Below are 22,547 nucleotides of genomic sequence, written 5' to 3' on the forward strand. Positions count from 1 at the left end.
CCTGCGCCCGTGTCCGCGCCCGTGTCCGTGCCATCCGGCGTGCCCGCACCCGCACCCGTGCCCCGGCGACGCCACCCGCTCACCCACGATGGAGGCTCCTGATGACCACCACCCCCGGGGCCACCCCCACGATCGTGCTCGTCGGCCACGGCATGGTCGGCCAGCGCTTCCTCGAAGCGCTCGCCGGGCGCGGCCTGACCGCCACCCACCGTGTGGTCGTGCTCTGCGAGGAGCCGCGTCCCGCGTACGACCGCGTCGCCCTCACCTCGTACTTCTCCGGCACCAGCCCCGACGAACTCTCCCTGACCGACATGCGGTTCGTCGAAGACCACGGCATCGAGCTGTACGTCGGCGACCCCGCGGTGGCCGTCGACCGGGAGGCCCGCACGGTGACGGCCGGGTCCGGCGCGGTGTTCGCGTACGACACGCTGGTCCTGGCCACCGGCTCGTTCCCGTTCGTGCCGCCGGTCCCGCACAAGGAGGCGGCCGGCTGCTTCGTGTACCGCACGATCGAGGACCTGCTCGCCATCGAGGAGTACGCGAAGAACGCCTCGACAGGTGCCGTGGTCGGCGGCGGCCTGCTCGGCCTGGAGGCCGCCGGCGCGCTGAAGGGCCTCGGACTCACTTCCCACATCGTGGAGTTCGCGCCCCGGCTGATGCCCGTCCAGGTCGACGAGGGCGGTGGCGCGGCGCTGCTGCGCACCATCGAGGAGATGGGCCTGACCGTCCACACGGGCGTGGGCACGCAGGAGATCGTGGTCGACGACGCGGGTGCCGTGACCGGCATGAAGCTGTCCGACGGCTCCGAACTCGCCACCGACCTGGTGGTGTTCAGCGCCGGGGTCCGGCCGCGCGACCAACTCGCGCGGGACTGCGGGCTGTCGGTCGGCGAACGCGGTGGCATCACCGTGGACGAGCAGTGCCGCACGGTGAGCGACCCGCACGTGTTCGCGATCGGCGAGTGCGCGCTGGCGGCGGACGGCCGGGTGTACGGCCTGGTCGCGCCGGGTTACGAGCAGGCCGAGACGGCCGCGGCGACAATCGCCTCCGACGAGGCCGCCTTCACCGGCGCCGACCTGTCGACCAAGCTGAAGCTGCTCGGCGTGGACGTGGCCTCCTTCGGCGACGCGCACGGCACGAGCGACGACTGCCTGGACGTCGTCTACTCCGACGCCCGCTCGGGCCTGTACAAGAAGCTGGTCGTCGGCCGGGACGGCACGCTGCTCGGCGGCATCCTGGTCGGCGACGCGGAGGCGTACGGCACGCTGAAGGCGTTCACCGGTTCGGTGCCGCCGGTCGCGCCCGAGTCGCTGGTGCTGCCGGCCGGCGCCGGGGAGGCCGTCCAGCTCGGCCCGGCCGCGCTGCCGGACGAGGCGATCATCTGCTCCTGCAACAACGTCCGCAAGGGCACCATCCGCGAGGCCGTCACCGAGCACCGCTGCACCACCGTGCCCGAGGTGAAGAAGTGCACCAAGGCCGGCACGACGTGCGGCAGTTGCGTCAAGGTCCTCGGGCAGCTGGTCACGGCCGAGCTGGAGGCGTCCGGCGTCGAGGTGGACAAGGGCCTGTGCGGCTGCTTCGCGCAGACCCGTGAGGAGCTGTACGAGATCGTCCTCGCGCTGCGCGTCAACACGTACCAGGAGCTCCTCGACCGTTACGGCCGGGAGGGCGCCCGGGGCGGTGACGGCTGCGAGGTCTGCAAGCCGGCTGTCGGCTCGATCATCGCGTCCCTCGCCCCGACGATCGGCGCCAGCGGCTACGTCCTGGACGGCGAGCAGGCCGCCCTCCAGGACAGCAACGACCACTTCCTCGCCAACCTCCAGAAGAACGGCTCGTACTCGGTCGTACCGCGCATCCCCGGCGGCGAGATCACCCCCGAGGGCCTGATCACGATCGGCGAGATCGCCCGCGACTTCGGTCTCTACACGAAGATCACGGGTGGTCAGCGGATCGACATGTTCGGCGCACGGGTCGAGCAACTGCCTCTGATCTGGATGCGGTTGGTGGACGCCGGTTTCGAGTCGGGGCACGCGTACGGAAAGGCCCTGCGGACCGTCAAGTCCTGTGTGGGCTCGACCTGGTGCCGGTACGGCGTCCAGGACTCGGTCCGGATGGCGATCGACCTGGAGCTGCGCTACCGGGGCCTCAGGTCGCCGCACAAGCTCAAGTCGGCGGTCTCCGGCTGCGCCCGCGAGTGCGCGGAGGCCCAGTCGAAGGACTTCGGCGTGATCGCCACCGCGGGCGGCTGGAACCTGTACGTCGGCGGCAACGGCGGGGCCACCCCGCGCCACGCGGACCTGCTCGCCCAGGACCTCTCCGACGCCGAACTGGTCCGTCTGATCGACCGGTTCCTGATGTTCTACATCCGCACCGCGGACCGCCTGGAGCGCACCTCGACGTGGCTGGAGCGGATCCCCGGCGGCCTCGACCACGTCCGTGACGTCGTGGTCGAGGACTCCCTCGGCATCTGCGAGGAGCTGGAGTCCCTGATGGCGGCGCATGTCGCCAACTACGCCGACGAGTGGGCGTCGACCATCGACAACCCCGAGAAGCTCGCCCGGTTCGTGTCGTTCGTGAACGCCCCCGACACCCCCGACCCGGTCGTCGGCTTCGTGCCCGAGCGCGACCAGATGAAGCCCGACCTGCCGTTGCTGTCCATCGGCATGCGCCCCGCCACTGACGTACTGGAAGGAAGCGCCCAGCGATGACCCTGGCCCCCGAGACCACCGACCTGAAGGTCCAGCTCCAGCTGGCGGACACCTGGTTCACGGTCTGCGACCTGAGCCTGCTGACCCCCGGCCGCGGTGTGGCCGCGCTGCTGCCGGACGGCCGCCAGGTCGCCGTCTTCCGCGACCGCACGGACCGCCTCTACGCCATCGACAACCGCGACCCCTTCGGCGGCGCGGCGGTCCTCTCCCGCGGCCTGACCGGCACCCACCAGGGCCGTCCGTTCGTCGCCTCACCCCTGCTGAAGCAGCGCTTCGACCTGGCGACCGGCGAGTGCCTGGACGACGAGACGGTACGGGTGACGGCGTACGGGGTGCGGACCGCCGTGTGAGCACACGGCCGGGCGGACATGTCGACCGACCGTCACCGCACCGTCGTTCCCGACCGCTGTTCCTGACCGCTGGTTTCTGACCTCTGTTTCCTGACCGCTGGTTTCTGACCGCTGTTTCCTGACCGCTCGTTCTTGACCGCTCGTTCTCGTTGAGCCTAGGCTCTGGCGCATGGCCAGGGCCAAGGAGTTCGACCCGGACGCCGCGCTGCTTTCGGCCCTGGAGCTGTTCTGGCGGCGCGGCTACGAGGCGACGTCCGTGGCCGACCTGGTCGAGCACCTGGGCATCGGGCGGGCGAGCCTCTACGCGACCTTCGGCGGCAAGCGCGACCTGTACCTGAAGGCGCTGGACCGCTACCAGCGGGACCGCCTCCCGCCGCTGCTGCGCGGCCTGTCCCTGCCGGGCCCGGCACTGCCCGCCGTGCGCGCGCTGGTCCGGCGGTACGCCGACGAGTCCGCGGCCGACGAACTGCGGCTGCGGGGCTGCCTGGTCACCAACACGGCGGCCGAACTGGCCCCGCACGACCCGGCGGTGGCGCGCAGCGTCGAGCAGGACTGGGACCGGGTCGAGACGGTCCTGCACACGGCCCTCGTCCGCGCCCAGGCCCAGCACGAACTCCCGGCCGACCGCGACCCCCTCGCCCTCGCCCGCACCCTGCTGGTCCTGCTCCAGGGCATGCGGGTGGTGGGCAAGGCATCGACGGACCCGGGCCGGGTCCGGGACGCGGCGGAGCAGGTGCTGCGCCTGCTGGACTGACGAACACCCCCGCGCTCGCTCCACGGCGCCGGGGGTTTCTCTGCGCCTCGCTGTCCGCCTAGTTTCCCACCTCTCTCCGCCTCACTCTCTGTCTCGCTTTCCGCCTCACTCTCTGTCTCGCTTTCCGCCTCACTCTCTGTCTCGCTTTCCGCCTTCATACTGAACCGATCATTCTGAAAAGGGGAGATCATGACTACGGGGAACCGCTTCTCGGGTCGTACGGCACTGGTCACGGGCGCCGGCACCGGTATCGGCCGGGCCACCGCCCTGGCGTTCGCGGCCGAAGGCGCCCGCGTGGTCGTGGCGGGCCGGCGGGAGGGGCCGTTGAAGGAGACCGCCGCACTGATCGAGGAGCGGGGCGGCGAGGCGGCGGCGGTCCCGGCCGACCTCGCACAGCCGGGCGACGCCGTGGCGCTGGTGGCGGCGGCCGTGGACCGGTTCGGCTCGCTGGACGTGGCCGTGAACAACGCGGGGATCTTCCGGGGCGGTGTGCCGCTGGCCGACCTCCCGGAGGCCGACTGGCACGAGCAGCTGGCGGTCAACGTGACGGGCGTGCACCTGGCGTTGCAGGCGGAGATCCGCCGGATGCGGACCCAGCCGGCGGGCGGTGCGATCGTCACCGTCTCCTCCAACTTCGGTGTCCACACCACGTCCGCAGGGGCCGCCGCGTACGCGGCGACCAAGGCGGCCGTGACCGCGTTGAGCCGGGGCGCGGCCCTGGACCACATCCAGGACGGGGTCCGGATCAACGTCGTCAGCCCCGGTGCGACGGCCACCTCCATGTCGCTGCGCGCGGGCGAGACGGACGCGGACCGCGCGGAGCGGGCGCGGGCGACCCTCCCGCTGGGCCGGGTCTCGGCGACGGCGGAGATCGCGGCGGCCGTGCTGTACCTGGCCTCGGACGACGCCGCGTCCATGGTGGGAACGGACCTGGTGGTGGACAGCGGCGCCGCGCTGTAACCACGGTCACCGCATAACCACCGTCACCGCATAACCACCGTCACCGCATAACCACCGTCACCGCGTAACCACTGTCACCGCGTCACCGCGTCACCGTCGGCCGCCGAACTCCCACTCGTGCACCTCCACGTGCGCGTACTCGGCCGACCGGCCCAGGACCTCGCGTGCCCGGTCCGGGTCCGGGGCCCGGACGAGCGCGGCCGTGCCCAGCCAGGTGCCGCCGTCGTCGGACGACAGCGGCCCGTAGGCGATCAGTTCGTCGCGGTCGACGTGGTCGGGCAGGCCGAGGTCCTCCTCGGCGGCCCGCCCGGGGCCCAGCCCCAGCACCAGATACCGGTCGCCGCCGGCCGGACCGCCCGGGAACTCCCACATGGTGCGTCCCAGCAGGTTGCGCCACCGCCGCAGCAGCACGTCCCGGTACACGCCGGCCTGGTGGTTGGGCTCGTCGAAGGCGAACGCGCGGGCGGCGGCCGGGTCCGGCAGACGGACGATGTGCACACTGCCGGTGGGTGTCTCCCCGTCGGCGCCGAAGGTCGGCCCCCGGGCGATCAGTTCGGCCGCGTACCGGTCCATGTACGACCAGTGCTCCTCGGCCAGCCCGGCACGCAGCGCCAGGGAGCCGGCCCGGTCGCGGTGGTAACAGAAGAAGTCCATACGCACGGACCCTGGCGCAGACGGGGCCATGCCTCAAGGCGGTTTTCCGGAGCTGCGGCCGCAGCGCCACCGCGACGGCCCGCTGTCGTAAAGTGCGCCGTGGTGGGGACGTGGAGTCCGTCGGAGGGGGACCTGCCATGAGCGCGTCGGAGAGCGGCCGGATCCGGGCGGTGCCGGACAGTCCCGAGCAGATGATCGCGGAGGCGCGGAAGGCGTTCTTCGTGATGTTCGGGCTGCTCGCGGTCGTGTGGCTGGTGCAGCTGGCCAACTTCGCCGACCACTACGCCCTCTCCCGTGACTACGCGGTGGTCTCGGGCGACGTCGGCACGCTGCCGGACATCCTGGTGGCGCCGCTGCTGCACTGGAGCTGGGCGCACATCGAGAGCAACTCCGGCCCGCTGTTCGTCTTCGGTTTCCTCGCCGCCTACCGGGGGGTGCTGCGGTTCCTCGGGCTGACCCTGCTGATCGCCGTGAGCAGTGGCGCCGTGGTCTGGTTCTTCGAACGCGGTGACGTGGCGACGGTCGGCGCCAGCGGCCTGATCTTCGGATACTTCGGCTACGTCGTCGTCCGCGGCCTCTTCGACCGGCACCTGATCGACACGCTGATCGGCGTGGTCATGGGCGCCTCCTTCGCCTACCTCCTCACCGTGGCCGTCCCCGGCACACCGGGCGTGAGCTGGCTCGGGCACCTGGGAGGCCTCCTCGGCGGCCTCCTGGGCGCCTGGCTGTTCCGCGACCGGCACACCCGCGCCCCGGCCCCCGCCCCCGCCGCGGCCCCGGCCGCACACCAGGCTCCCGGCGACCCCACCCGAGCCGCCCTCTACAAGGAACTCGACGACCTCGGCCTGCTCTGACCTGCCCGGTCCCGGAAGACGACGACGAAAACCGGGCTTGTCCCGAAACGCGGTGCACTAGGATCCCCGCCGGGCGAAGCCGTAGCGCAGAGGTCGACGCGCGCGGTCTCCAAAATCGCGAGGACGCCGGTTCGAATCCGGCCGGCTCCGCCTGCCCCGGCTCCGCGAAAGCCCCCACGGGCGAGACACGAAGAGGCGGCACCCCCGCACAGGGTGCCGCCTCTTTCTTGCGTGCCGGGGCCGTCGTCCATCGGTCTTGAGGGTCGGGGACGGACGACGGACCCGGGGTTCGAAGGAGGCCGTGGGGCCTCAGCGGTGGTCGCTGCCCGCCGACTGCGTCGCCGCCCGGCCCGCCTCCAGACGGGCCACCGGGATGCGGAACGGGGAGCAGGAGACGTAGTCGAGGCCCACCTCGTGGAAGAAGTGGACGGACTCCGGGTCGCCGCCGTGTTCGCCGCAGACGCCGAGCTTCAGGTCGGGGCGGGTGGCGCGGCCCGCCTTCGCCGCCGCCGCGACCAGGGAGCCGACGCCGTCCCGGTCGATCGTCTCGAAGGGGGAGACCCCGAAGATGCCCTTCTCCAGGTAGGCCGTGAAGAAGGAAGCCTCGACGTCGTCGCGGCTGAAGCCCCAGACCGTCTGGGTCAGGTCGTTGGTGCCGAAGGAGAAGAACTGCGCGGCCTCGGCGATCTGGCCGGCCGTCAGAGCCGCCCGCGGGAGTTCGATCATCGTGCCGATGGAGAGCTTGAGGCTGGTGCCCGTCGCCGCCTCGACCTCCGCGATGACCTGGTCGGCCTCCTCGCGGACGATCTCCAGCTCCTGGACCGTGCCGACCAGCGGGATCATGATCTCGGCGCGCGGGTCGCCCTTCGCGTTCTTGCGCTCGGCGGCGGCCTCGGCGATCGCGCGGACCTGCATCGTGAACAGGCCGGGGATGACCAGGCCGAGGCGCACGCCGCGCAGGCCCAGCATCGGGTTCTGCTCGTGCAGGCGGTGGACGGCCTGGAGCAGGCGCAGTTCGTTCTCGTGGGGTTCCTGGCGGGACTCCGCGAGGGCCACCCGGACCGAGAGCTCCGTGATGTCCGGGAGGAACTCGTGCAGCGGGGGGTCGAGCAGGCGGACCGTCACCGGAAGGCCGTCCATCGCCGAGAAGAGTTCGACGAAGTCCTTCTTCTGGAGGGGGAGCAGGGCGCGCAGGGACTCCTCGCGGTCCTCCTGCGTGTCCGCCAGGATCAGGCGTTCGACCAGTTCACGGCGGTCGCCGAGGAACATGTGCTCGGTGCGGCACAGGCCGATGCCCTGGGCGCCGAAGCGACGGGCGCGCAGCGCGTCCTCGGCGTTGTCGGCGTTGGCGCGCACCCGCAGCCGGCGCTTGCGGTCGGCGAAGGCCATGATGCGGTGGACGGCCTCGACGAGTTCGTCGGCGTCCTGGGCGCCCGCGTGCATCCGGCCTTCGAAGTACTCCACGACGGGGGACGGGACGACCGGGACCTCGCCCAGGTAGACCTTGCCGGACGAGCCGTCGATGGAGATGACGTCGCCCTCCTCGACCACGTGGCCGCCGGGGACGGTCATGCGGCGGCGCTTGGTGTCGACCTCCAGGTCCTCGGCGCCGCAGACACAGGTCTTGCCCATGCCGCGGGCGACCACGGCCGCGTGGGAGGTCTTGCCGCCGCGGGAGGTGAGGATGCCCTCCGCGGCGATCATGCCGTCGAGGTCGTCGGGGTTGGTCTCCCGGCGGACCAGGATGACCTTCTCGCCCGAGCGGGACCACTTCACGGCGGTGTACGAGTCGAAGACCGCCTTGCCCACGGCCGCGCCCGGCGAGGCCGCGATGCCCCGGCCGACCTGCTGGGCCTTCGCCTGCTCGTCGAAGCGCGGGAACATCAGCTGGGCGAGCTGGGCGCCGGTGACGCGCTGGAGGGCCTCGGTCTCGTCGATCAGGCCCTGGTCGACCAGCTGGGTGGCGATCCGGAAGGCCGCGCCGGCGGTGCGCTTGCCGACCCGGGTCTGGAGCATCCACAGCTGACCGCGCTCGATGGTGAACTCGATGTCGCAGAGGTCCTTGTAGTGGTTCTCCAGCGTCTCCATGATCTGCATCAGCTGGTCGTAGGACTTCTTGTCGATCTGCTCCAGCTCCGCGAGCGGGACCGTGTTGCGGATGCCCGCGACCACGTCCTCGCCCTGGGCGTTCTGGAGGTAGTCGCCGTAGACGCCCTGATGTCCCGAGGCGGGGTCACGGGTGAAGGCGACGCCGGTGCCGGAGTCGGGGCCCAGGTTGCCGAAGACCATCGAACAGACGTTGACGGCCGTGCCGAGGTCGCCGGGGATGCGCTCCTGACGGCGGTAGAGCTTGGCCCGGTCGGTGTTCCAGGACTCGAAGACCGCCTTGATGGCGAGGTCCATCTGCTCGCGCGGGTCCTGCGGGAAGTCCCGGCCGGCCTCGGCCTTGACGATCTTCTTGAACCTGGTGACGAGCTTCTTGAGGTCGGCCGCCTCCAGGTCCGTGTCGACGGTGACCTTCTTGGCGTCCTTCGCCGCGTCCAGGGCCTCCTCGAAGAGCTCGCCGTCGACGCCGAGGACCGTCTTGCCGAACATCTGGATGAGGCGGCGGTAGGAGTCCCACGCGAAGCGGTCGTCGCCGGCCTGCTTGGCCAGGCCCTGGACCGACTTGTCGGAGAGGCCGATGTTCAGGACCGTGTCCATCATGCCGGGCATGGAGAACTTGGCGCCGGAGCGGACCGAGACCAGGAGCGGGTCGTCGGCCTGGCCGAGCTTCTTGCCCATCCGGCCTTCGAGGGCGTCGAGGTGCGCACTCACCTCGTCACGCAGTGCCGCGGGCTCCTCGCCGCTGTCCAGGTAGACCTTGCAGGCCTCCGTCGTGATGGTGAAGCCGGGGGGAACGGGGAGTCCCAGGTTCGTCATCTCGGCGAGGTTCGCGCCCTTGCCACCCAGGAGGTCCTTGAGGTCCTTGTTTCCCTCGGTGAAGTCGTAGACGAACTTGGCTACGTGGGGTTCTTTGTTTTCCGACACGGGTCTCGACTCCCTCGAGGACGCGGTGGCTGCCCTGACGGCCAGGAACATACCCAGATCGAAGGCGTCTGGGTACGTCTACTTGCGTGTCATGCGCCCGTAACCGGTCGTCCGCCAGTGGATCGAAAGTCAAAGCTTGGCAAGCGGTAGGCCGGTTGTGTTTTCAGTTCTTGAACACATCATCACTCAGCGCCGCACTATTTCGCTCATGTGAGCGGCTGTGCCGCACGTCTGAGTTCGATCGATGAACGATCAAGGGGTGGCACTCGGTGCCACCCCTTGGAGAAGTGCAGTCGCCCATGATCCGCTCATCTGAGCGCAACCCTTATCAAGGGTGGCGAGAATCACGCTGCCACAGAGCGCCCGGGTTCACCATGCGGACAGCGGAACGGAACGGAAACGCGCCGGTCACACACCCAGCGCGAGCAGCCGCTCCTCCACCCGCTCCGGCGCGTACAGCTGCGCCACGACCAGCAGCCCGGCACCCACCAGCGCCGCCCGGTCCGCCAGCCGCGAGGTGACGACGTCCAGGTGGGCGGTGGAGCGGGGCAGCGCCCGCTGGTACAGCAGCTCTCGCACCCCGGTGAGGAACGGCGTGCCCGCCAGGTCCCCCGCGATCATCAGCACGCCGGGGTTGAGCAGGGTGACGACGGTCGCCAGCACGTCCCCCACCCGGCGCCCGGCCTCCCGCGCCAGCGCCGCCGCCTCCGGGTGGCCCGAGGCGAGCAGGTCGCGCACGTCCGAGCCGGAGGCCGCCGGCACTCCGGCCTCCGCCAGCCGCCGGGCCACCGCGCCACCGCTGGCGACGGCGGCGAGGCAGCCGTACGAACCGCAGCGGCACCGCACCTCGGCGCCCACCCGGATGTGGCCGATGTCCCCGGCGCCGCCGTCGACGCCCCGGTAGATCACGCCGTCCACCACGACCCCGGCGCCGATACCGGTGGAGACCTTCACCAGGACGAACGCCGAGCAGTCGGGGTGTCCGGTGCGCTGCTCGCCGTAAGCCATCAGGTTCGCGTCGTTGTCCACCAGGACCGGGACCGTGGGCGCGCCGGTGTGCTCCGTGAACGCCCTGGCCAGCCGACCCCGTATGTCGTAGCCGTCCCAGCCGGGCATGATCGGGGGCTGCACGACCCGGCCGGAGTCGGTGTCGACGGGGCCCGGCACCGCGAGGCCGATGCCGCAGACCTCGGTGGCGCGGTGGCCGGTCTTGGTCAGCAGCTCGGCGAACCAGTGGCCGAGTTCGGGGAGCACGGCCTCCGGGCCGTCCTGGATGACCAGGGTGCCGGAGTGCTCGGCGAGGATCTCGCCGCTCAGCGTCAGCACGGCGGCCCGGGCGTGCCGGGTCTCCAGGTCGGCGGCGAGCACCACCGCGTGCGAGTCGTCGAACTCGAGGGTGATGGAGGGGCGTCCGCCGAGCGGCGAGTCGACCGGGCCGCCGGCCCCCTCGCGCAGCCAGCCCGCACGGAACAGCCGGTCCAGGCGCTGGCCGACGGTCGCGCGGGAGAGGCCGGTCGCCTGCTGGAGCGCACCCCGCGTCACCGCCCGTCCGCTGCGCACCAGTTCGAGCAGTTCCCCGGCGCTCGCCTGGCCGCCGCCCCTGCCCGTTCTCCCCGGACGTCCGGTCATGCGCACCCCCTTGTGTTTCTCAAGCTTGCATTACATATTGAGTTTTGCGTGTTAAATAGACGTAACCCTACGGTAGCCACAGCCGAACCCGGCCGGCCGGACGTCTTCGGGGAGTCCCGAGTGGATCGCACTGCCCAGCTCACCACCTCCGCGCCCGATCGGGCGATTGCATACGATCCACCGCCCGCCGTGCCGAACGATCCGGCGTCCGTGCACGTCACGGCCGCGCGGGTGCTCGACGGGAACTGGACCGGCACCTCGACCGTCCCCTCCCGGCAGCTGTACCCGCACCAGTGGTCGTGGGACTCGGCGTTCGTCGCGATCGGGCTCCGGCACCTGTCGCCGCTGCGCGCGCAGACCGAGCTGGAGACGCTGCTGGCCGCCCAGTGGGGCGACGGACGGATCCCGCACATCGTGTTCAACCCCTCCGTGCCCCTCGACGCGTACTTCCCGAGCCCCGACTTCTGGCGCTCCTCGACCGCGGGACGCGCCGCGGGCGCCCCGCGCACCGTACAGACCTCCGGGATCGTGCAGCCACCGGTGCACGCGCTGGCCACCTGGCTGGTGCACCTCGCCGACCCGGGCCTGTCCCGGGCACGCTCCTTCCTGGCCGGCGTCTACCCGCGGCTCGCCGCCTGGCACCGCTATCTGCTGCACCGGCGGGACCTGGGCGGCGGCGGACTGGTCAGCGTGGTCCACCCCTGGGAGCAGGGCATGGACAACAGCCCCTGCTGGGACGCCCCCCTCGCCCGGGTCACCCCGGCGCCGGCCCGCTCCTTCCGCCGCGCCGACCTCGACCACGGCGCGGCGGAGGACCGGCCGACGGACCTGGACTACGGGCGGTACGTGCGGCTGGCGACCGATTACCGGGACGCCGGATACGCGGACCGCGCACGGGAGTTCGCCGTCGAGGACCCCGCGTTCAACGCGCTGCTCATCGCCTCCGAGCACGCCCTCGCCCGGATCGCACGGGAGCTGGGGGCGACCGGGACGGCACGGCACGCGCGGGCCGGGCGGCTGACGGCGGCACTGGTGGACCGGCTGTGGGACCCGGAACGCGAGATCTTCCTCTGCCGGGACCTGCGGGGCGGCGGGCTGATCCCCGAGCGCTCGGTCTCCGGACTGGTCCCGCTGCTCCTGCCCGAGCTGCCGCGCGAGACGGCCACCGCGCTGGTACGGACCCTGACCGGCCCGCACTTCGGCACCGCCAGCAGGCTGGTGCCCAGCTACGACCTGCTCGGCGAGGCCTTCGACCCGCACCGCTACTGGCGCGGACCCGCCTGGTCCAACACCGGCTGGCTGCTGGAGCGCGGCCTGCGCGAGCACGGCGAACGGGCGCGGGCGGACGCGCTCGCCGAGGCGGTCGTACGGACGGCCGCCGCGAGCGGGTTCGCCGAGTACGTCGACCCGCACACGGGTGAGGCGTGCGGTGCGGCCGGCTTCAGCTGGACGGCGGCGCTCGCCCTCGACCTGCACCACGGGCGGCAGGCACGGGCCGCCGAACAGCACGGCAGTCGGCACACGCGGCACGGTCAAAGTATGGACAAGGGCTGACAAAACGACGTGTCCTCGTGGTCTGCGGCACGTTCGACCTGGGTGACAAAGGAGGGGACCGGGGATGACGGACCGGCATCATCTGCTCGTGCACGGCGAGACGTTCGCCGCCGTGGACGACCGCGGCGACATCAGCGGCGTCCGGGGCGGCGGCTCCCCGGACGGGTTGTTCGTACGGGACGCCCGGCACCTGAGCCGCTGGCAGCTGACGGTCGACGGGGCGCTGCCCGAGGTGCTCAGCCCGGTCGCCGACGGGGACGGCACGCACTGTGTGCTGGTCCCGCGCGGCGGCCGCCAGGAGCCGCCCGCGCACACGCTCTTCCGTGAACAGGCCGTCGGGGACGGCTCGTTCGTCGAGTCCGTACGGGTCACCAGCAACCGCCCGGTGCCGACCACGATCCGGCTCGCGATCACCGCCGACGCCGACTTCACCGACCAGTTCGAACTCCGCGCCGACCACCGCACCTACACCAAGTCCGGTGCCGTGCGCTCCCGTCAGATCCTGGACGACGGGCTGGAGTTCGGCTACCGCCGGGGCGAGTGGCGGTCCTGTACGACGATCACCGCCGACCCGGCGCCGGACGGTGTGGAGGAGACCGGGACCGGTGCGCGGCGCATGGTCTGGACGCTGGAGCTGGCGCCCCACGGCACGACCGCGCTGGTCCTACGGGTGATAGGGCGCCCGCACGGTGACCGGCGGGCGCTGCGGGTGCCCCGCGACCCGGCCGCGTTGCACGAGCAACTGGTCAATGAAGAAGGCGAGTTCGTGGAAGGCGTCGCTTTCCCGACCGGGTGGCCGGAGCTCGCGGCGGCCTGTGCGCGGGGCCTCGCCGACCTCGCCACGCTCCAGGTACCGGCCACCGGACCGGACGGCGAGGAGCTCAGGGTCCCGGCGGCCGGGGCGCCCTGGTTCCTCACCCTGCTCGGCCGCGACGCCCTCATCACCTCCCTCTTCGCGCTGCCCTACCGCCCCCAGCTGGCCGCGGCCACCCTGCCCGCCCTGGCCGCCACCCAGGCGACCGAGGCCGGCGCGAACTCCGTGGCCCAGCCCGGGAAGATCGTCCACGAGGTACGGCACGGGGAACTCGCCCACTTCGGGCAGGTGCCGTACGGGCGTTACTACGGGTCCGTCGACGCGACCCCGCTCTTCCTGATCCTGCTCGGCGCGTACGCGGAGCAGACCGGGGACCTGGCCACGGCCCGGCGGCTGGAGCGCCCTGCGCGCGCGGCCGTGGGATGGATGCTGGACCACGGCGGGCTGACCTCGCGCGGCTACCTCGTCTACCGCGCCGACAAGGGCGGGCTCGCCAACCAGAACTGGAAGGACTCCCCCGGCGCGATCTGCTCCGCCGACGGCAGCCGGCCAGTGGGGACCGTGATGGCGGCGGGAGCCCAGGGGTACGCGTACGACGCGCTGCGGCGGACGGCGTGGGTGGCGCGGACGGCGTGGGCCGACGAGACGTACGCGGCGCTCCTCGAACAGGCGGCCGCTGATCTGCGGGACCGGTTCCAGCGGGACTTCTGGATGCGGGAGGTTGGGTTTCCCGCCCTCGCCCTGGACGGGGAGGGGCGGCAGGTCGACGCGCTCGCCTCGGACGCGGGGCACCTGCTGTGGTCCGGGCTGCTCGACAAGGAGTACGGGGAGCAGGTCGGGCGGCGGCTGCTGGAGCCGGACTTCTTCTCGGGGTGGGGGGTGCGGACGCTGGCCGCGGGGCAGACGGCGTACCACCCGCTGTCGTACCACCGGGGATCGGTGTGGCCGCACGACAACGCGCTGATCGCGCTGGGGCTGGCGCGGTACGGGCTGCACGACGAGGCGCGGGCCGTGGCGCACGGGCTGGTGGACGCGGCGACCGCCGGCGGGCACCGGCTGCCGGAGGTGCTGGCCGGGTACGGTCGCGAGACGCATCCGGAGCCGGTGCCTTATCCCCACGCGTGTGTGCGGGAGTCCCGGTCGGCGGCGGCGCCGCTGGCGCTGCTGACCGCGGTGGGGGGCGCGTAGGGGCGTTGTGTTTGCCCGGTGTTTGCCGAAAGGCCTGAACCGGGGTCTTCGGTGAGCCGTACGGAAAGTCGGCGCGGTCAGGCCTCCCCAGCGTTGGCCCGCCGGTTCCGTCTCACGGGTCGCGCACGGAAGGACCTCCGGGTTGCCTCAGCACACGAGCACACGCCAGTCATCAAGCACGACCGGGGAGACCGGGGCTGAGGCCGAGAAGATCGCGGAGAGGCCGACCGGGGCCGAGAAGGCCTCGGAGTCCGTGGAGGCCCCGGAGTCCATAGCGGTCACGGAAGCCGAAGAGACCCCGGGCGCGGAAGCCGAAGAGAGCCCGGGCGCGGATACCGAAGAGAGCCCGGGCACGGAAGCCGAAGAGACCCCGGGCACGGATACCGAAGAGAGCCCGGGCACGGATGCCGTCTCCGACGCGGCGGTGGAGCGGGAGGACACCGACTCCGGCGCCGCACCCGGGTCCGCCCCCGGACCCGCTGATTCCACCGGGGCCGACAAGACCGACGAGGCCGACAAGACCGAAGAAGCCGATCGGGGCGAAGAGACCGAAAAGTCCCCCGCCACGGATGGCGCACCCGGCGTGGGGGCCGTCGGCGAGGATGCTGCTGCGGGCCGGGAGGAATCCGGCTCGGAGGCCGCTCCCGGATCCGCCTCCGGGGGGCCGGGGCCGCGGGATCGGATCTGGCAGCGGTGGCGTGGGCGGCATCCCGGCGGTGCTCGGGTGGTTTCCGTGTCCCTCACCGTGGTCAGCGCGCTCGTCGTCTACGTCTGCCTGCTGATGCCGAACACGCTCAGCGGGCTGAAGGCGGTCACGTTCGTGCGGATACCGGCCGAGGCGGTCATGGGCGCGGTCGTGCTGCTGGCCCTGCCCCGGCGGCCCCGGCTGGTGCTGTCGGCGGTCGCCGGGGCGGTGGTCGGCGCGCTGACCGTCGTGGACTTCTTCAACATGGGGTTCGTCGACTACCTGGGGCGCCCCTTCAACATCATCCTGGACTGGTCGCTGCTGCCCGACGCCCGCGGCTACCTGAAGGACACCCTCGGCGGCACCGTCGAGCTGGCGCTCACCGTCGGGGCGGGGCTGCTGATCTTCCTGTTGATCGCGGCCGTCGCGCTGGCCACCGTCCGGGTCTCCAACCAGCTCACCCGGGTCCGGACGAAGGCCACCCGGGCCACCCTGATCGTCGGCACGGTGTGGATCACCTGCAACGCGCTGGGGCTGTCGGTCGCCGGCTCGCCGCTCGCCGCGCAGAAGGCGACCGCGGTGCTGAAGTCGCAGGTGCGGACCGTACAGCAGACGCTGAAGGACGAGGCGGAGTTCCGCAAGGTCGCCAAGGTCGACGCGTTCGGGAACACCCCGGGCGACCAGCTGGTGCCGGCGCTGCGCGGCAAGGACGTGGTCTTCACGTTCATCGAGAGCTACGGCCGCAGTGCCATCGAGGACCCGATCGAGGCACCCGGTGTGGACAGGACGCTGGACGCCCAGACCGCGATGCTGAAGAAGGCCGGTTACGCGGCGAAGAGCGGCTGGCTGACGTCGGCGACGTACGGCGGCAGCAGCTGGCTCGGCCACTCCACGACCATGTCGGGGCTGTGGGTCAGCAACCAGCAGCGGTACCGGACCGTGATGGCCAGCGACCACCTGAGCCTGACGAAGGCGTTCCGGAAGACCGGTGACTTCGACACCGTCGGTGTGATGCCGGGCATCCAGAAGGGCTGGCCGGAGCAGAGCTTCTACGGCCTCGACAAGGTCTACAACGCCTTCCAGCTCGGCTACAAGGGGCCGAAGTTCAGCTGGTCGACGATGCCCGACCAGTACGCGCTCCAGCAGTTCCAGAACCGGGTGCACAGCAAGAAGCCGGCCGACGGCAAGTCCCGGATGTCGCTGCTGATCCTGACCTCCAGCCACCAGCCGTGGGCGCCGATCCCGAAGATGGTCCCGTGGGACCAGCTGGGCGACGGCTCGGTCTTCGACGCCATCCAGAAGGCCGGCAACAAGGCGTCCGACGTCATCGCCGACACCACCAGGTCCCGCCAGGAGTACGGCAAGTCGGTGCAGTACTCGGTGACCGCGCTCACCCAGTGGCTACAGCGCTACGGCAACGACGACACGGTCCTGGTCTTCCTCGGCGACCACCAGCCGATCGCCCGGGTCAGCGGCAACCACGCCAGCCGTGACGTGCCGATCTCGATCGTTGCCAAGGACCCGAAGGTGCTTGACGCCATCGACTCCTGGAACTGGACCGACGGCCTGCGCCCGGCGCACGACGCCCCGGTGTGGAAGATGAGCTCGTTCCGCGACAAGTTCCTGACGGCGTACGGATCCACACCGCATCCCAAGAGCAACTAGCCCCCGGAAGTGTCCAGTTCGGCGTCCTCGGTGATGCCCGCGCAGTCGTAGGGGTCCTTCAGCCAGCCGTCCGGCAGCACCACGCGGTTGTTGCCGGACGTACGGCCGCGGGGGCCGTCGGCGCCCGTGGGCCAGGGCTGGTCGAGGTCCAGTTCGTCGAGGCCCGCGCGGAGTTCCGCCAGGGACGACGTGATGGCGAGGCGCCCCCGCATCTCGCTGCCGACCGCGAAGCCCTTCAGGTACCAGGCGACGTGCTTGCGGAAGTCGACGACGCCCTTGGCCTCGTCGCCGAGCCACTCGCCGAGCAGGGTGGCGTGCCGGACCATGATGTCGGCGACCTCGCGGAGGGCGGGCCTCAGGATCTCCTGCTCGCGGCCCTCGAAGGCGGCGACCAGGTCGGCGAAGAGCCACGGGCGGCCCAGGCAGCCGCGGCCGACCACGACCCCGTCGCAGCCCGTCTCGCGGACCATCCGGAGCGCGTCCTCGGCCGACCAGATGTCGCCGTTGCCGAGCACCGGGATCTCGGGGACGTGCTCCTTGAGGCGGGCGATGGCCTCCCAGTCGGCGGTGCCGCCGTAGTGCTGGGCGGCGGTGCGGCCGTGCAGGGCGATCGAGGTGACGCCCTCCTCGACGGCGATCCGGCCGGCGTCGAGGTAGGTGATGTGGTCGTCGTCGATGCCCTTGCGCATCTTCATGGTGACCGGGAGGTCCCCGGCGCCGGAGACGGCCTCGCGCAGGATCGCGCGCAGCAGGTTGCGCTTGTAGGGCAGGGCCGAGCCGCCGCCCTTGCGCGTCACCTTCGGGACCGGGCAGCCGAAGTTCAGGTCGATGTGGTCGGCGAGGCCCTCCTCCGCGATCATGCGGACGGCCTTGCCGACGGTGGCCGGGTCGACGCCGTACAGCTGGATCGAGCGCGGCTTCTCGGTCGCGTCGAAGTGGATCAGCTGCATGGTCTTCTCGTTGCGCTCGACCAGCGCCCGGGTCGTGATCATCTCGCTGACGAACAGCCCCTTGCCACCGCTGAACTCCCTGCACAGGGTGCGGAAGGGCGCGTTGGTGATCCCGGCCATGGGGGCCAGGACGACCGGCGGCTGAACAGTGTGGGGGCCGATCTGGAGCGGCGACGTGGGCTCGGGCATTCCCCCATTGTCGCGTACGGCGCGCGGTGCTCGGCCGGCCCTGTGGACAACCGCCCGCCGGCGTGCTCCGGCATGATCATGTATCACTCATTAGTTAGACGCACTATCGAAACGGGCGTACGATGGGGCCCATGCCCGAGCTGAGCCCCCGCCGCCGCATGCTCGTGCTCGCGATCTGCTGCATGAGCCTGCTGATCGTGAGTCTCGACACCACCGCCCTGAATGTCGGCCTGCCGTCCATGCAGCGTGAGCTGCACGCCTCCACGGCGGGACTGCAATGGACCATCGACGCGTACACCCTGGTCCTGGCCTCGCTGCTGATGCTCGCGGGCTCCACCGGCGACCGGGTCGGGCGCAAGAAGGTCTTCATGACCGGCCTGGTGGTCTTCTCGATCGGCTCGCTGCTCTGCTCGCTCGCGCCGAACCTGGAGTCGCTGATCGCGTTCCGCATGGTCCAGGCGGTGGGCGGCTCGATGCTCAACCCCGTCGCCATGTCGATCATCACCAACACCTTCACCGACCCGCGTGAGCGGGCCCGCGCGATCGGAGTGTGGGGTGCGGTGGTCGGCATATCCATGGCCGCGGGTCCGCTGGTCGGCGGCCTGCTGGTGGAGTCGGTCGGCTGGCGCGCGATCTTCTGGGTCAACCTTCCGGTGGGTCTGGCGGCGCTACTGCTGACGTTGCGCTTCGTGCCGGAGTCCCGGGCGCCGAAGGCCCGGCGCCCCGACCCGGTCGGCCAGGTGCTCGTCATCGCCCTGTTCGGTGCGCTGACGTACTCGATCATCGAGGCGCCGACGGCGGGCGCGGCCACGGTGGTCCCCTTCGCCGTGGTGGCCCTGGCCGCCCTGCTCGGACTGCTCTGGTACGAACCGAGGCGCGACCAGCCCCTCATCGACCTGCGCTTCTTCCGCTCGGCGCCGTTCAGCGGGGCCACGGTGATCGCGATCAGCGCGTTCGCCTCGCTCGGCGGCTTCCTGTTCCTGTCCACGCTGTACCTCCAGAACGTGCGCGGCCTCGACGCCCTGCACGCGGGCCTGTGGATGCTGCCGATGGCGGTCCCGATGTTCCTGTGCGCACCGCTGTCGGGCCGTCTGGTCGGCAGCCGCGGCCCTCGCCTGCCGCTGGTGGTCGCCGGGGTGGCGATGACGGCGAGCGCGGTGCTGTTCGCCGCGTTCGAGGCGGAGACCTCGAACGCCACCCTGATCCCCGGTTACATCCTGTTCGGCATCGGCTTCGGCTTCGTGAACGCCCCCATCACCAACACCGCGGTCTCGGGAATGCCGAGGTCCCAGGCGGGGGTGGCGGCGGCGGTCGCCTCGACCAGCCGGCAGCTGGGCCAGACCCTGGGTGTGGCGGTCATCGGCGCGGTGCTGGCCTCGGGGATCAGCGCGTCGTCGTACCGCGCGAGCTTCGTGACCGCCGCGCGGCCCGGCTGGTGGGTCCTCGCCGCCTGCGGCCTCGTGGTCCTGGTCCTGGGCGCCCTGACCAACGGCAGCTGGGCCCGCGGCACGGCCGAGCGGACCGCTCGGCGCCTGGAGTCGGCGGAGATCCGGCAGCCGGTGGGCGCCGGGGACCGGGTCTGACCCCGGCCGGAGGCGTCAGCAGGAACTGGTCATGCGCTGGTGGCGGGTCCTGACCGCCCGGTGGAGGGCGCCCAGGGCGAGAGCCTGGAGCAGGGCGGACACGACGACCGTGGCGACGAAGAACCAGTTCGGCATCTCCGCCGGGTCCCACGCGGTCCGGCCCAGCGCCCCGACGAGCAGGAAAGCGGGGAAGGTGACCAGCGGCGGCCAGGGCCACGCGGAGGCCGGGTCCCCCGAGGCGACGGGGTCGGCCATGGCCTTGGCGATGACGAAGGCGACCAGGGCCAGGTAGGCCACCGACACCCGGTTGCCGAGCGTCAGCCGTAGCAGCGTGCGGACAAGGCCAGGTCCCATCGGTCGCCCCCTGTGGTCGCGGTGTTCCGTCCCCTCCCTGCATGGTGGTTCGAACGGCCGTGCGCTGTCCTGAGTACCCGTACTCAACCCTGTCCGACGGCCGCCGTCAGCTCGTCCAGCCGCGCCAGCCGTTCCCGTGACTCCTCGTCCACCGGCACGTAGGTGACCATCCGGGCCCCGGACTCCGGGTTCAGCCACAGGTCCGTGTGGTCCATGGTGAGCAGCCCGACGTACGGGTTGAGGAACTGCTTGGTCTTGGTGTCGGGCACGGCCATCACCTCGTACCGCTCCCAGATGTCGCGGAACTCGGGGGACTCCGTCGTCAGTCGCTTGACCAGCATCTTCCAGGCCGGCTCGCCGAGGTGGCCGGCCATGGCCGCGCGGAGTTTGGCGGCCATGAAGCGCCGGGTCTCCTCCAGGTGGACGATCGACCGCCGCCACTCCGGGTGGGTGTAGGCGAGGATCATGGAGTTGCGGTCCTCGGGCGGGACCGCGTCCAGGTCGCCCATCAGCCGGGCGTAGGTGCGGTTGTGGTCGAGGATGTCGTAGCGGCTGTTCTGGATGCAGGCCGGGATGGGCTCCAGGGCGCGCAGCATCTCGCTCAGGGCCGGGGTGATGGTCGGGCAGCGCGAGGCCGGGGTCGGATCCACGGCGGCGGCCAGCTGGAAGAGGTGGGCGCGCTCGCTCGCGTCGAGCCGCAGGGTGCGGGCCAGGGCGTCCAGGACCTGGACGGAGACCTGGATGTCCCGAGCCTGTTCCAGCCAGGTGTACCAGGTGACGCCGACCGCGGAGAGCTGGGCCACCTCCTCCCGGCGCAGGCCGGGGGTGCGGCGGCGGGTGCCCCGCGGCAGGCCCACCTGTTCCGGGGCGATCCGCTCGCGGCGGTTGCGCAGGAACGCGGCCAGTTCATGGCGGCGGACGGCCGCGCCCCCGGCCGCGGACCGTGGCGCCGCCCCGGCCCTGGCAGCCGCCCCGCTCGCGGCAGCCGCCCCGGTCGAGGTCGTCGCGCCGGTCGTGGCCATCGCCCCGGTCGTGGCTGGCGTCCCGGTCGTGGCCGCCGTCCCGCTCGTCGTCGTCGCGCCGGTCGTGGTCGTCATGCCTCCAGACTGCCGCCCCGCGGATCCTGTTGCCAGGTACTTCTTGTACCAGGACAAGAAGACTCTGGTACCAGGCTGAGCGGCACCGCAGGCTCGGTGCCATGACCGACACCGTCACCGCTCAGACCCTGCGGTCCCCGGCCGCGCCCCCGGCGCTCGGCGGGCCCGGCCTGTTCACCGTGCTGCTGGCCGCGGCCCTGCCGCTCGTCGACTTCTTCATCGTCAACGTCGCCCTGCCCACCATCGGAACCGACCTGCACGCGGGCGAGGCCGTCCTGGAACTGGTGGTCGCCGGGTACGGCGTCGCCTACGCCGTGCTGCTGGTGCTCGGCGGCCGGCTCGGCGACCTGTTCGGGCGCCGCCGGCTCTTCCTCGCCGGCATGGCCGCGTTCGGGCTGACCTCGCTGGCCTGCGGACTCGCACCCGGCGCCTGGTCGCTGGTGGCCGCCCGGGTCGCCCAGGGCGCCGCGGCCGCCGCGATGCTCCCGCAGGTCCTCGCCACCATCCAGGCCGCCACCACCGGCGGCCGCCGCGCCAGGGCCATGAGCCTGTACGGCGCCACCGCCGGCCTGTCCATGGTGGCCGGGCAGATACTCGGCGGGGTGCTGGTCGCCGCCGACCTCTGGGGCACCGGCTGGCGTTCCGTGTTCCTCGTCAACGTGCCGGTCGTGATCGCCGGACTGGTACTCGGGACGCGGTTCGTGCCGGAGACCCGGTCGCAGCGGCCCGAGCCCGTCGACGGACCCGGGACCGTGCTGCTCGCGGTCGCCCTGCTCACCCTCCTCGCCCCGCTCACCGAGGGCCGGGCGGCGGGCTGGCCACTGTGGACCTGGCTGTCGCTGGCCGCGTTCCCGGGCGCGGCCGCCGCCTTCTACGCCGTGGAGCGCCGCGCCGACCGCGCGGGCCGCACCCCGCTGGTGCCGCCGAGCCTGTTCGAACTCGCCTCGCTGCGCCGGGGCCTGGTGCTGATGCTGCCGTTCTCGATCGGGTTCAGCGGGTTCATGTTCGTGATCGCCGTGGCCTTGCAGAGCGGGGAGCGGCTGGGACCGGTGGCGGCGGGGCTGGCGCTCGCGCCGATGGCCGTCGCCTTCCTGTTCGTCTCGCTCGCCGGGCCGCGTCTGATCGCCCGGTTCGGCAGCCGGGTGGTGACCGCCGGGTCGGCGCTCCAGGGGATCGGCGTCGCCCTCATCACGCTGGCCGCCTGGCGGGACTGGCCGCACCTGGACTTCGCCGGACTGCTGCCGGGGGTGACGGTCGCCGGTGCCGGTCAGGCCCTGCAACTCCCCAACGTGCTGCGGCTGGTGATGTCCGAGGTGCCGCCGGCGCGGGCCGGGGTGGGCAGCGGGGTGATGGTCACCACCCAGCAGTCCGCCCTCGCCCTCGGCGTGGCCACCCTGGGCACCCTGTTCCTCTCCCTGGTCCCGCGGCAGGGCGTGCGGGACGCCCTGGTCATCACCCTGCTGGTACAGCTGGGCCTGGTGGTGCTGACGGGACTGCTCAGCCTGCGGCTCCCCCGGCCGGTGGCCTGA

General features: G+C 71.9%; 16 protein-coding genes and 1 tRNA gene. 11 read left to right on the forward strand and 6 right to left on the reverse strand.

The genetic code is table 11. The features are described 5' to 3' along the window. Positions 1 to 101 precede the first annotated feature (101 nt). From nirB to AAW13_RS01370, 4 genes are all read left to right on the forward strand, one after another. Complete coding sequence (nirB, locus tag AAW13_RS01355) at positions 102 to 2,708, forward strand: nitrite reductase large subunit NirB (RefSeq protein ID WP_046729885.1); 2,607 nt, start codon at positions 102 to 104, stop codon at positions 2,706 to 2,708. Beyond that, positions 2,705 to 3,058 carry a nitrite reductase small subunit NirD gene (nirD, locus tag AAW13_RS01360; protein ID WP_046729884.1) on the forward strand — a complete coding sequence of 118 codons (354 nt, stop codon included), beginning with the start codon at positions 2,705 to 2,707 and terminating at the stop codon, positions 3,056 to 3,058. Before nirB ends, nirD begins: the two co-directional genes overlap by 4 nt. 169 nt (positions 3,059 to 3,227) lie before the next feature. Next, positions 3,228 to 3,812: a TetR/AcrR family transcriptional regulator gene (locus tag AAW13_RS01365; protein ID WP_046729883.1), complete on the forward strand. Its 585-nt coding sequence runs from the start codon at positions 3,228 to 3,230 to the stop codon at positions 3,810 to 3,812. Positions 3,813 to 4,001: 189 nt separating this feature from the next. Continuing rightward, positions 4,002 to 4,772 carry an SDR family NAD(P)-dependent oxidoreductase gene (locus AAW13_RS01370; RefSeq protein WP_046729882.1) on the forward strand — a complete coding sequence of 257 codons (771 nt, stop codon included), beginning with the start codon at positions 4,002 to 4,004 and terminating at the stop codon, positions 4,770 to 4,772. A gap of 90 nt (positions 4,773 to 4,862) precedes the next feature. Here the strand turns inward: AAW13_RS01370 and AAW13_RS01375 are convergent, their stop codons facing one another. After that, positions 4,863 to 5,426, reverse strand: a complete 564-nt coding sequence (locus AAW13_RS01375; RefSeq protein ID WP_046729881.1) for a YciI family protein — start codon at positions 5,424 to 5,426, stop codon at positions 4,863 to 4,865. 137 nt (positions 5,427 to 5,563) lie between these two features. Between AAW13_RS01375 and AAW13_RS01380 the strand changes: the two genes are divergently transcribed. Continuing rightward, positions 5,564 to 6,280, forward strand: a complete 717-nt coding sequence (locus AAW13_RS01380) for a rhomboid family intramembrane serine protease (RefSeq protein ID WP_046729880.1) — start codon at positions 5,564 to 5,566, stop codon at positions 6,278 to 6,280. Positions 6,281 to 6,355: 75 nt separating this feature from the next. Next, positions 6,356 to 6,430, forward strand: a tRNA-Trp gene (locus AAW13_RS01385). Positions 6,431 to 6,589: 159 nt separating this feature from the next. On the opposite strand, the gene ppdK is transcribed toward AAW13_RS01385, so the two are convergent. Continuing rightward, entirely contained in the window at positions 6,590 to 9,310 is a 2,721-nt protein-coding gene (gene ppdK, locus AAW13_RS01390) for a pyruvate, phosphate dikinase (protein ID WP_046729879.1), read from the reverse strand. Positions 9,311 to 9,718: 408 nt separating this feature from the next. Next, a complete protein-coding gene (locus AAW13_RS01395; RefSeq protein WP_206306125.1) occupies positions 9,719 to 10,939 on the reverse strand; it encodes an ROK family transcriptional regulator in 1,221 nt (406 codons plus the stop codon). Between the two features lie 120 nt (positions 10,940 to 11,059). On the opposite strand from AAW13_RS01395, the gene AAW13_RS01400 reads away from it, so the two are divergent. The 3 genes from AAW13_RS01400 to AAW13_RS01410 all read left to right on the forward strand — a co-directional run bounded on the left by AAW13_RS01400 (position 11,060) and on the right by AAW13_RS01410 (position 16,845). Then, entirely contained in the window at positions 11,060 to 12,493 is a 1,434-nt protein-coding gene (locus AAW13_RS01400) for an MGH1-like glycoside hydrolase domain-containing protein (RefSeq protein WP_046729877.1), read from the forward strand. 64 nt (positions 12,494 to 12,557) lie between these two features. Beyond that, positions 12,558 to 14,495: an amylo-alpha-1,6-glucosidase gene (locus AAW13_RS01405; RefSeq protein WP_046729876.1), complete on the forward strand. Its 1,938-nt coding sequence runs from the start codon at positions 12,558 to 12,560 to the stop codon at positions 14,493 to 14,495. Between the two features lie 781 nt (positions 14,496 to 15,276). After that, positions 15,277 to 16,845 carry a sulfatase-like hydrolase/transferase gene (locus tag AAW13_RS01410; RefSeq protein ID WP_420855421.1) on the forward strand — a complete coding sequence of 523 codons (1,569 nt, stop codon included), beginning with the start codon at positions 15,277 to 15,279 and terminating at the stop codon, positions 16,843 to 16,845. On the opposite strand, the gene dusB is transcribed toward AAW13_RS01410, so the two are convergent. Next, on the reverse strand, positions 16,842 to 17,984 hold the full coding sequence (dusB, locus tag AAW13_RS01415; protein ID WP_046729874.1) for a tRNA dihydrouridine synthase DusB: 1,143 nt from the start codon (positions 17,982 to 17,984) through the stop codon (positions 16,842 to 16,844). The two genes, AAW13_RS01410 and dusB, sit on opposite strands and share 4 nt — an antisense overlap. A gap of 131 nt (positions 17,985 to 18,115) precedes the next feature. Here dusB and AAW13_RS01420 point away from each other — a divergent pair, with 131 nt between their 5' ends. Then, positions 18,116 to 19,567, forward strand: a complete 1,452-nt coding sequence (locus tag AAW13_RS01420; RefSeq protein ID WP_046729873.1) for an MFS transporter — start codon at positions 18,116 to 18,118, stop codon at positions 19,565 to 19,567. A gap of 15 nt (positions 19,568 to 19,582) precedes the next feature. On the opposite strand, the gene AAW13_RS01425 is transcribed toward AAW13_RS01420, so the two are convergent. Together AAW13_RS01425 and AAW13_RS01430 are read right to left on the reverse strand one after the other, a co-directional pair. Then, on the reverse strand, positions 19,583 to 19,921 hold the full coding sequence (locus AAW13_RS01425) for an SCO4225 family membrane protein (protein ID WP_046729872.1): 339 nt from the start codon (positions 19,919 to 19,921) through the stop codon (positions 19,583 to 19,585). Between the two features lie 83 nt (positions 19,922 to 20,004). Continuing rightward, positions 20,005 to 20,943: a helix-turn-helix transcriptional regulator gene (locus tag AAW13_RS01430; RefSeq protein ID WP_079178671.1), complete on the reverse strand. Its 939-nt coding sequence runs from the start codon at positions 20,941 to 20,943 to the stop codon at positions 20,005 to 20,007. Between the two features lie 176 nt (positions 20,944 to 21,119). On the opposite strand from AAW13_RS01430, the gene AAW13_RS01435 reads away from it, so the two are divergent. Continuing rightward, the gene (locus tag AAW13_RS01435; RefSeq protein WP_046729871.1) at positions 21,120 to 22,547 is read left to right on the forward strand and encodes an MFS transporter; all 1,428 of its coding nucleotides are present in this window, start codon (positions 21,120 to 21,122) and stop codon (positions 22,545 to 22,547) included.

The sequence above is a fragment of the Streptomyces humi genome, assembly GCF_001005085.2.
In the GTDB taxonomy this organism is placed as follows: domain Bacteria; phylum Actinomycetota; class Actinomycetes; order Streptomycetales; family Streptomycetaceae; genus Streptomyces; species Streptomyces humi.

Excerpts from the sequence above, each read along its gene's own strand:
- AAW13_RS01425 (WP_046729872.1), bottom strand. The coding sequence starts at position 19,921 with ATGGGACCTGGCCTTGTCCGCACGCTGCTACGGCTGACGCTCGGCAAC.
- AAW13_RS01435 (WP_046729871.1), top strand. The coding sequence starts at position 21,120 with ATGACCGACACCGTCACCGCTCAGACCCTGCGGTCCCCGGCCGCGCCC.
- AAW13_RS01410 (WP_420855421.1), top strand. The coding sequence starts at position 15,277 with ATGCCGAACACGCTCAGCGGGCTGAAGGCGGTCACGTTCGTGCGGATA.
- nirB (WP_046729885.1), top strand. The coding sequence starts at position 102 with ATGACCACCACCCCCGGGGCCACCCCCACGATCGTGCTCGTCGGCCAC.
- AAW13_RS01380 (WP_046729880.1), top strand. The coding sequence starts at position 5,564 with ATGAGCGCGTCGGAGAGCGGCCGGATCCGGGCGGTGCCGGACAGTCCC.
- dusB (WP_046729874.1), bottom strand. The coding sequence starts at position 17,984 with ATGCCCGAGCCCACGTCGCCGCTCCAGATCGGCCCCCACACTGTTCAG.
- AAW13_RS01365 (WP_046729883.1), top strand. The coding sequence starts at position 3,228 with ATGGCCAGGGCCAAGGAGTTCGACCCGGACGCCGCGCTGCTTTCGGCC.
- AAW13_RS01370 (WP_046729882.1), top strand. The coding sequence starts at position 4,002 with ATGACTACGGGGAACCGCTTCTCGGGTCGTACGGCACTGGTCACGGGC.
- AAW13_RS01420 (WP_046729873.1), top strand. The coding sequence starts at position 18,116 with ATGCCCGAGCTGAGCCCCCGCCGCCGCATGCTCGTGCTCGCGATCTGC.
- AAW13_RS01405 (WP_046729876.1), top strand. The coding sequence starts at position 12,558 with ATGACGGACCGGCATCATCTGCTCGTGCACGGCGAGACGTTCGCCGCC.
- nirD (WP_046729884.1), top strand. The coding sequence starts at position 2,705 with ATGACCCTGGCCCCCGAGACCACCGACCTGAAGGTCCAGCTCCAGCTG.
- AAW13_RS01375 (WP_046729881.1), bottom strand. The coding sequence starts at position 5,426 with ATGGACTTCTTCTGTTACCACCGCGACCGGGCCGGCTCCCTGGCGCTG.
- AAW13_RS01430 (WP_079178671.1), bottom strand. The coding sequence starts at position 20,943 with ATGGCCACGACCGGCGCGACGACCTCGACCGGGGCGGCTGCCGCGAGC.
- AAW13_RS01395 (WP_206306125.1), bottom strand. The coding sequence starts at position 10,939 with ATGACCGGACGTCCGGGGAGAACGGGCAGGGGCGGCGGCCAGGCGAGC.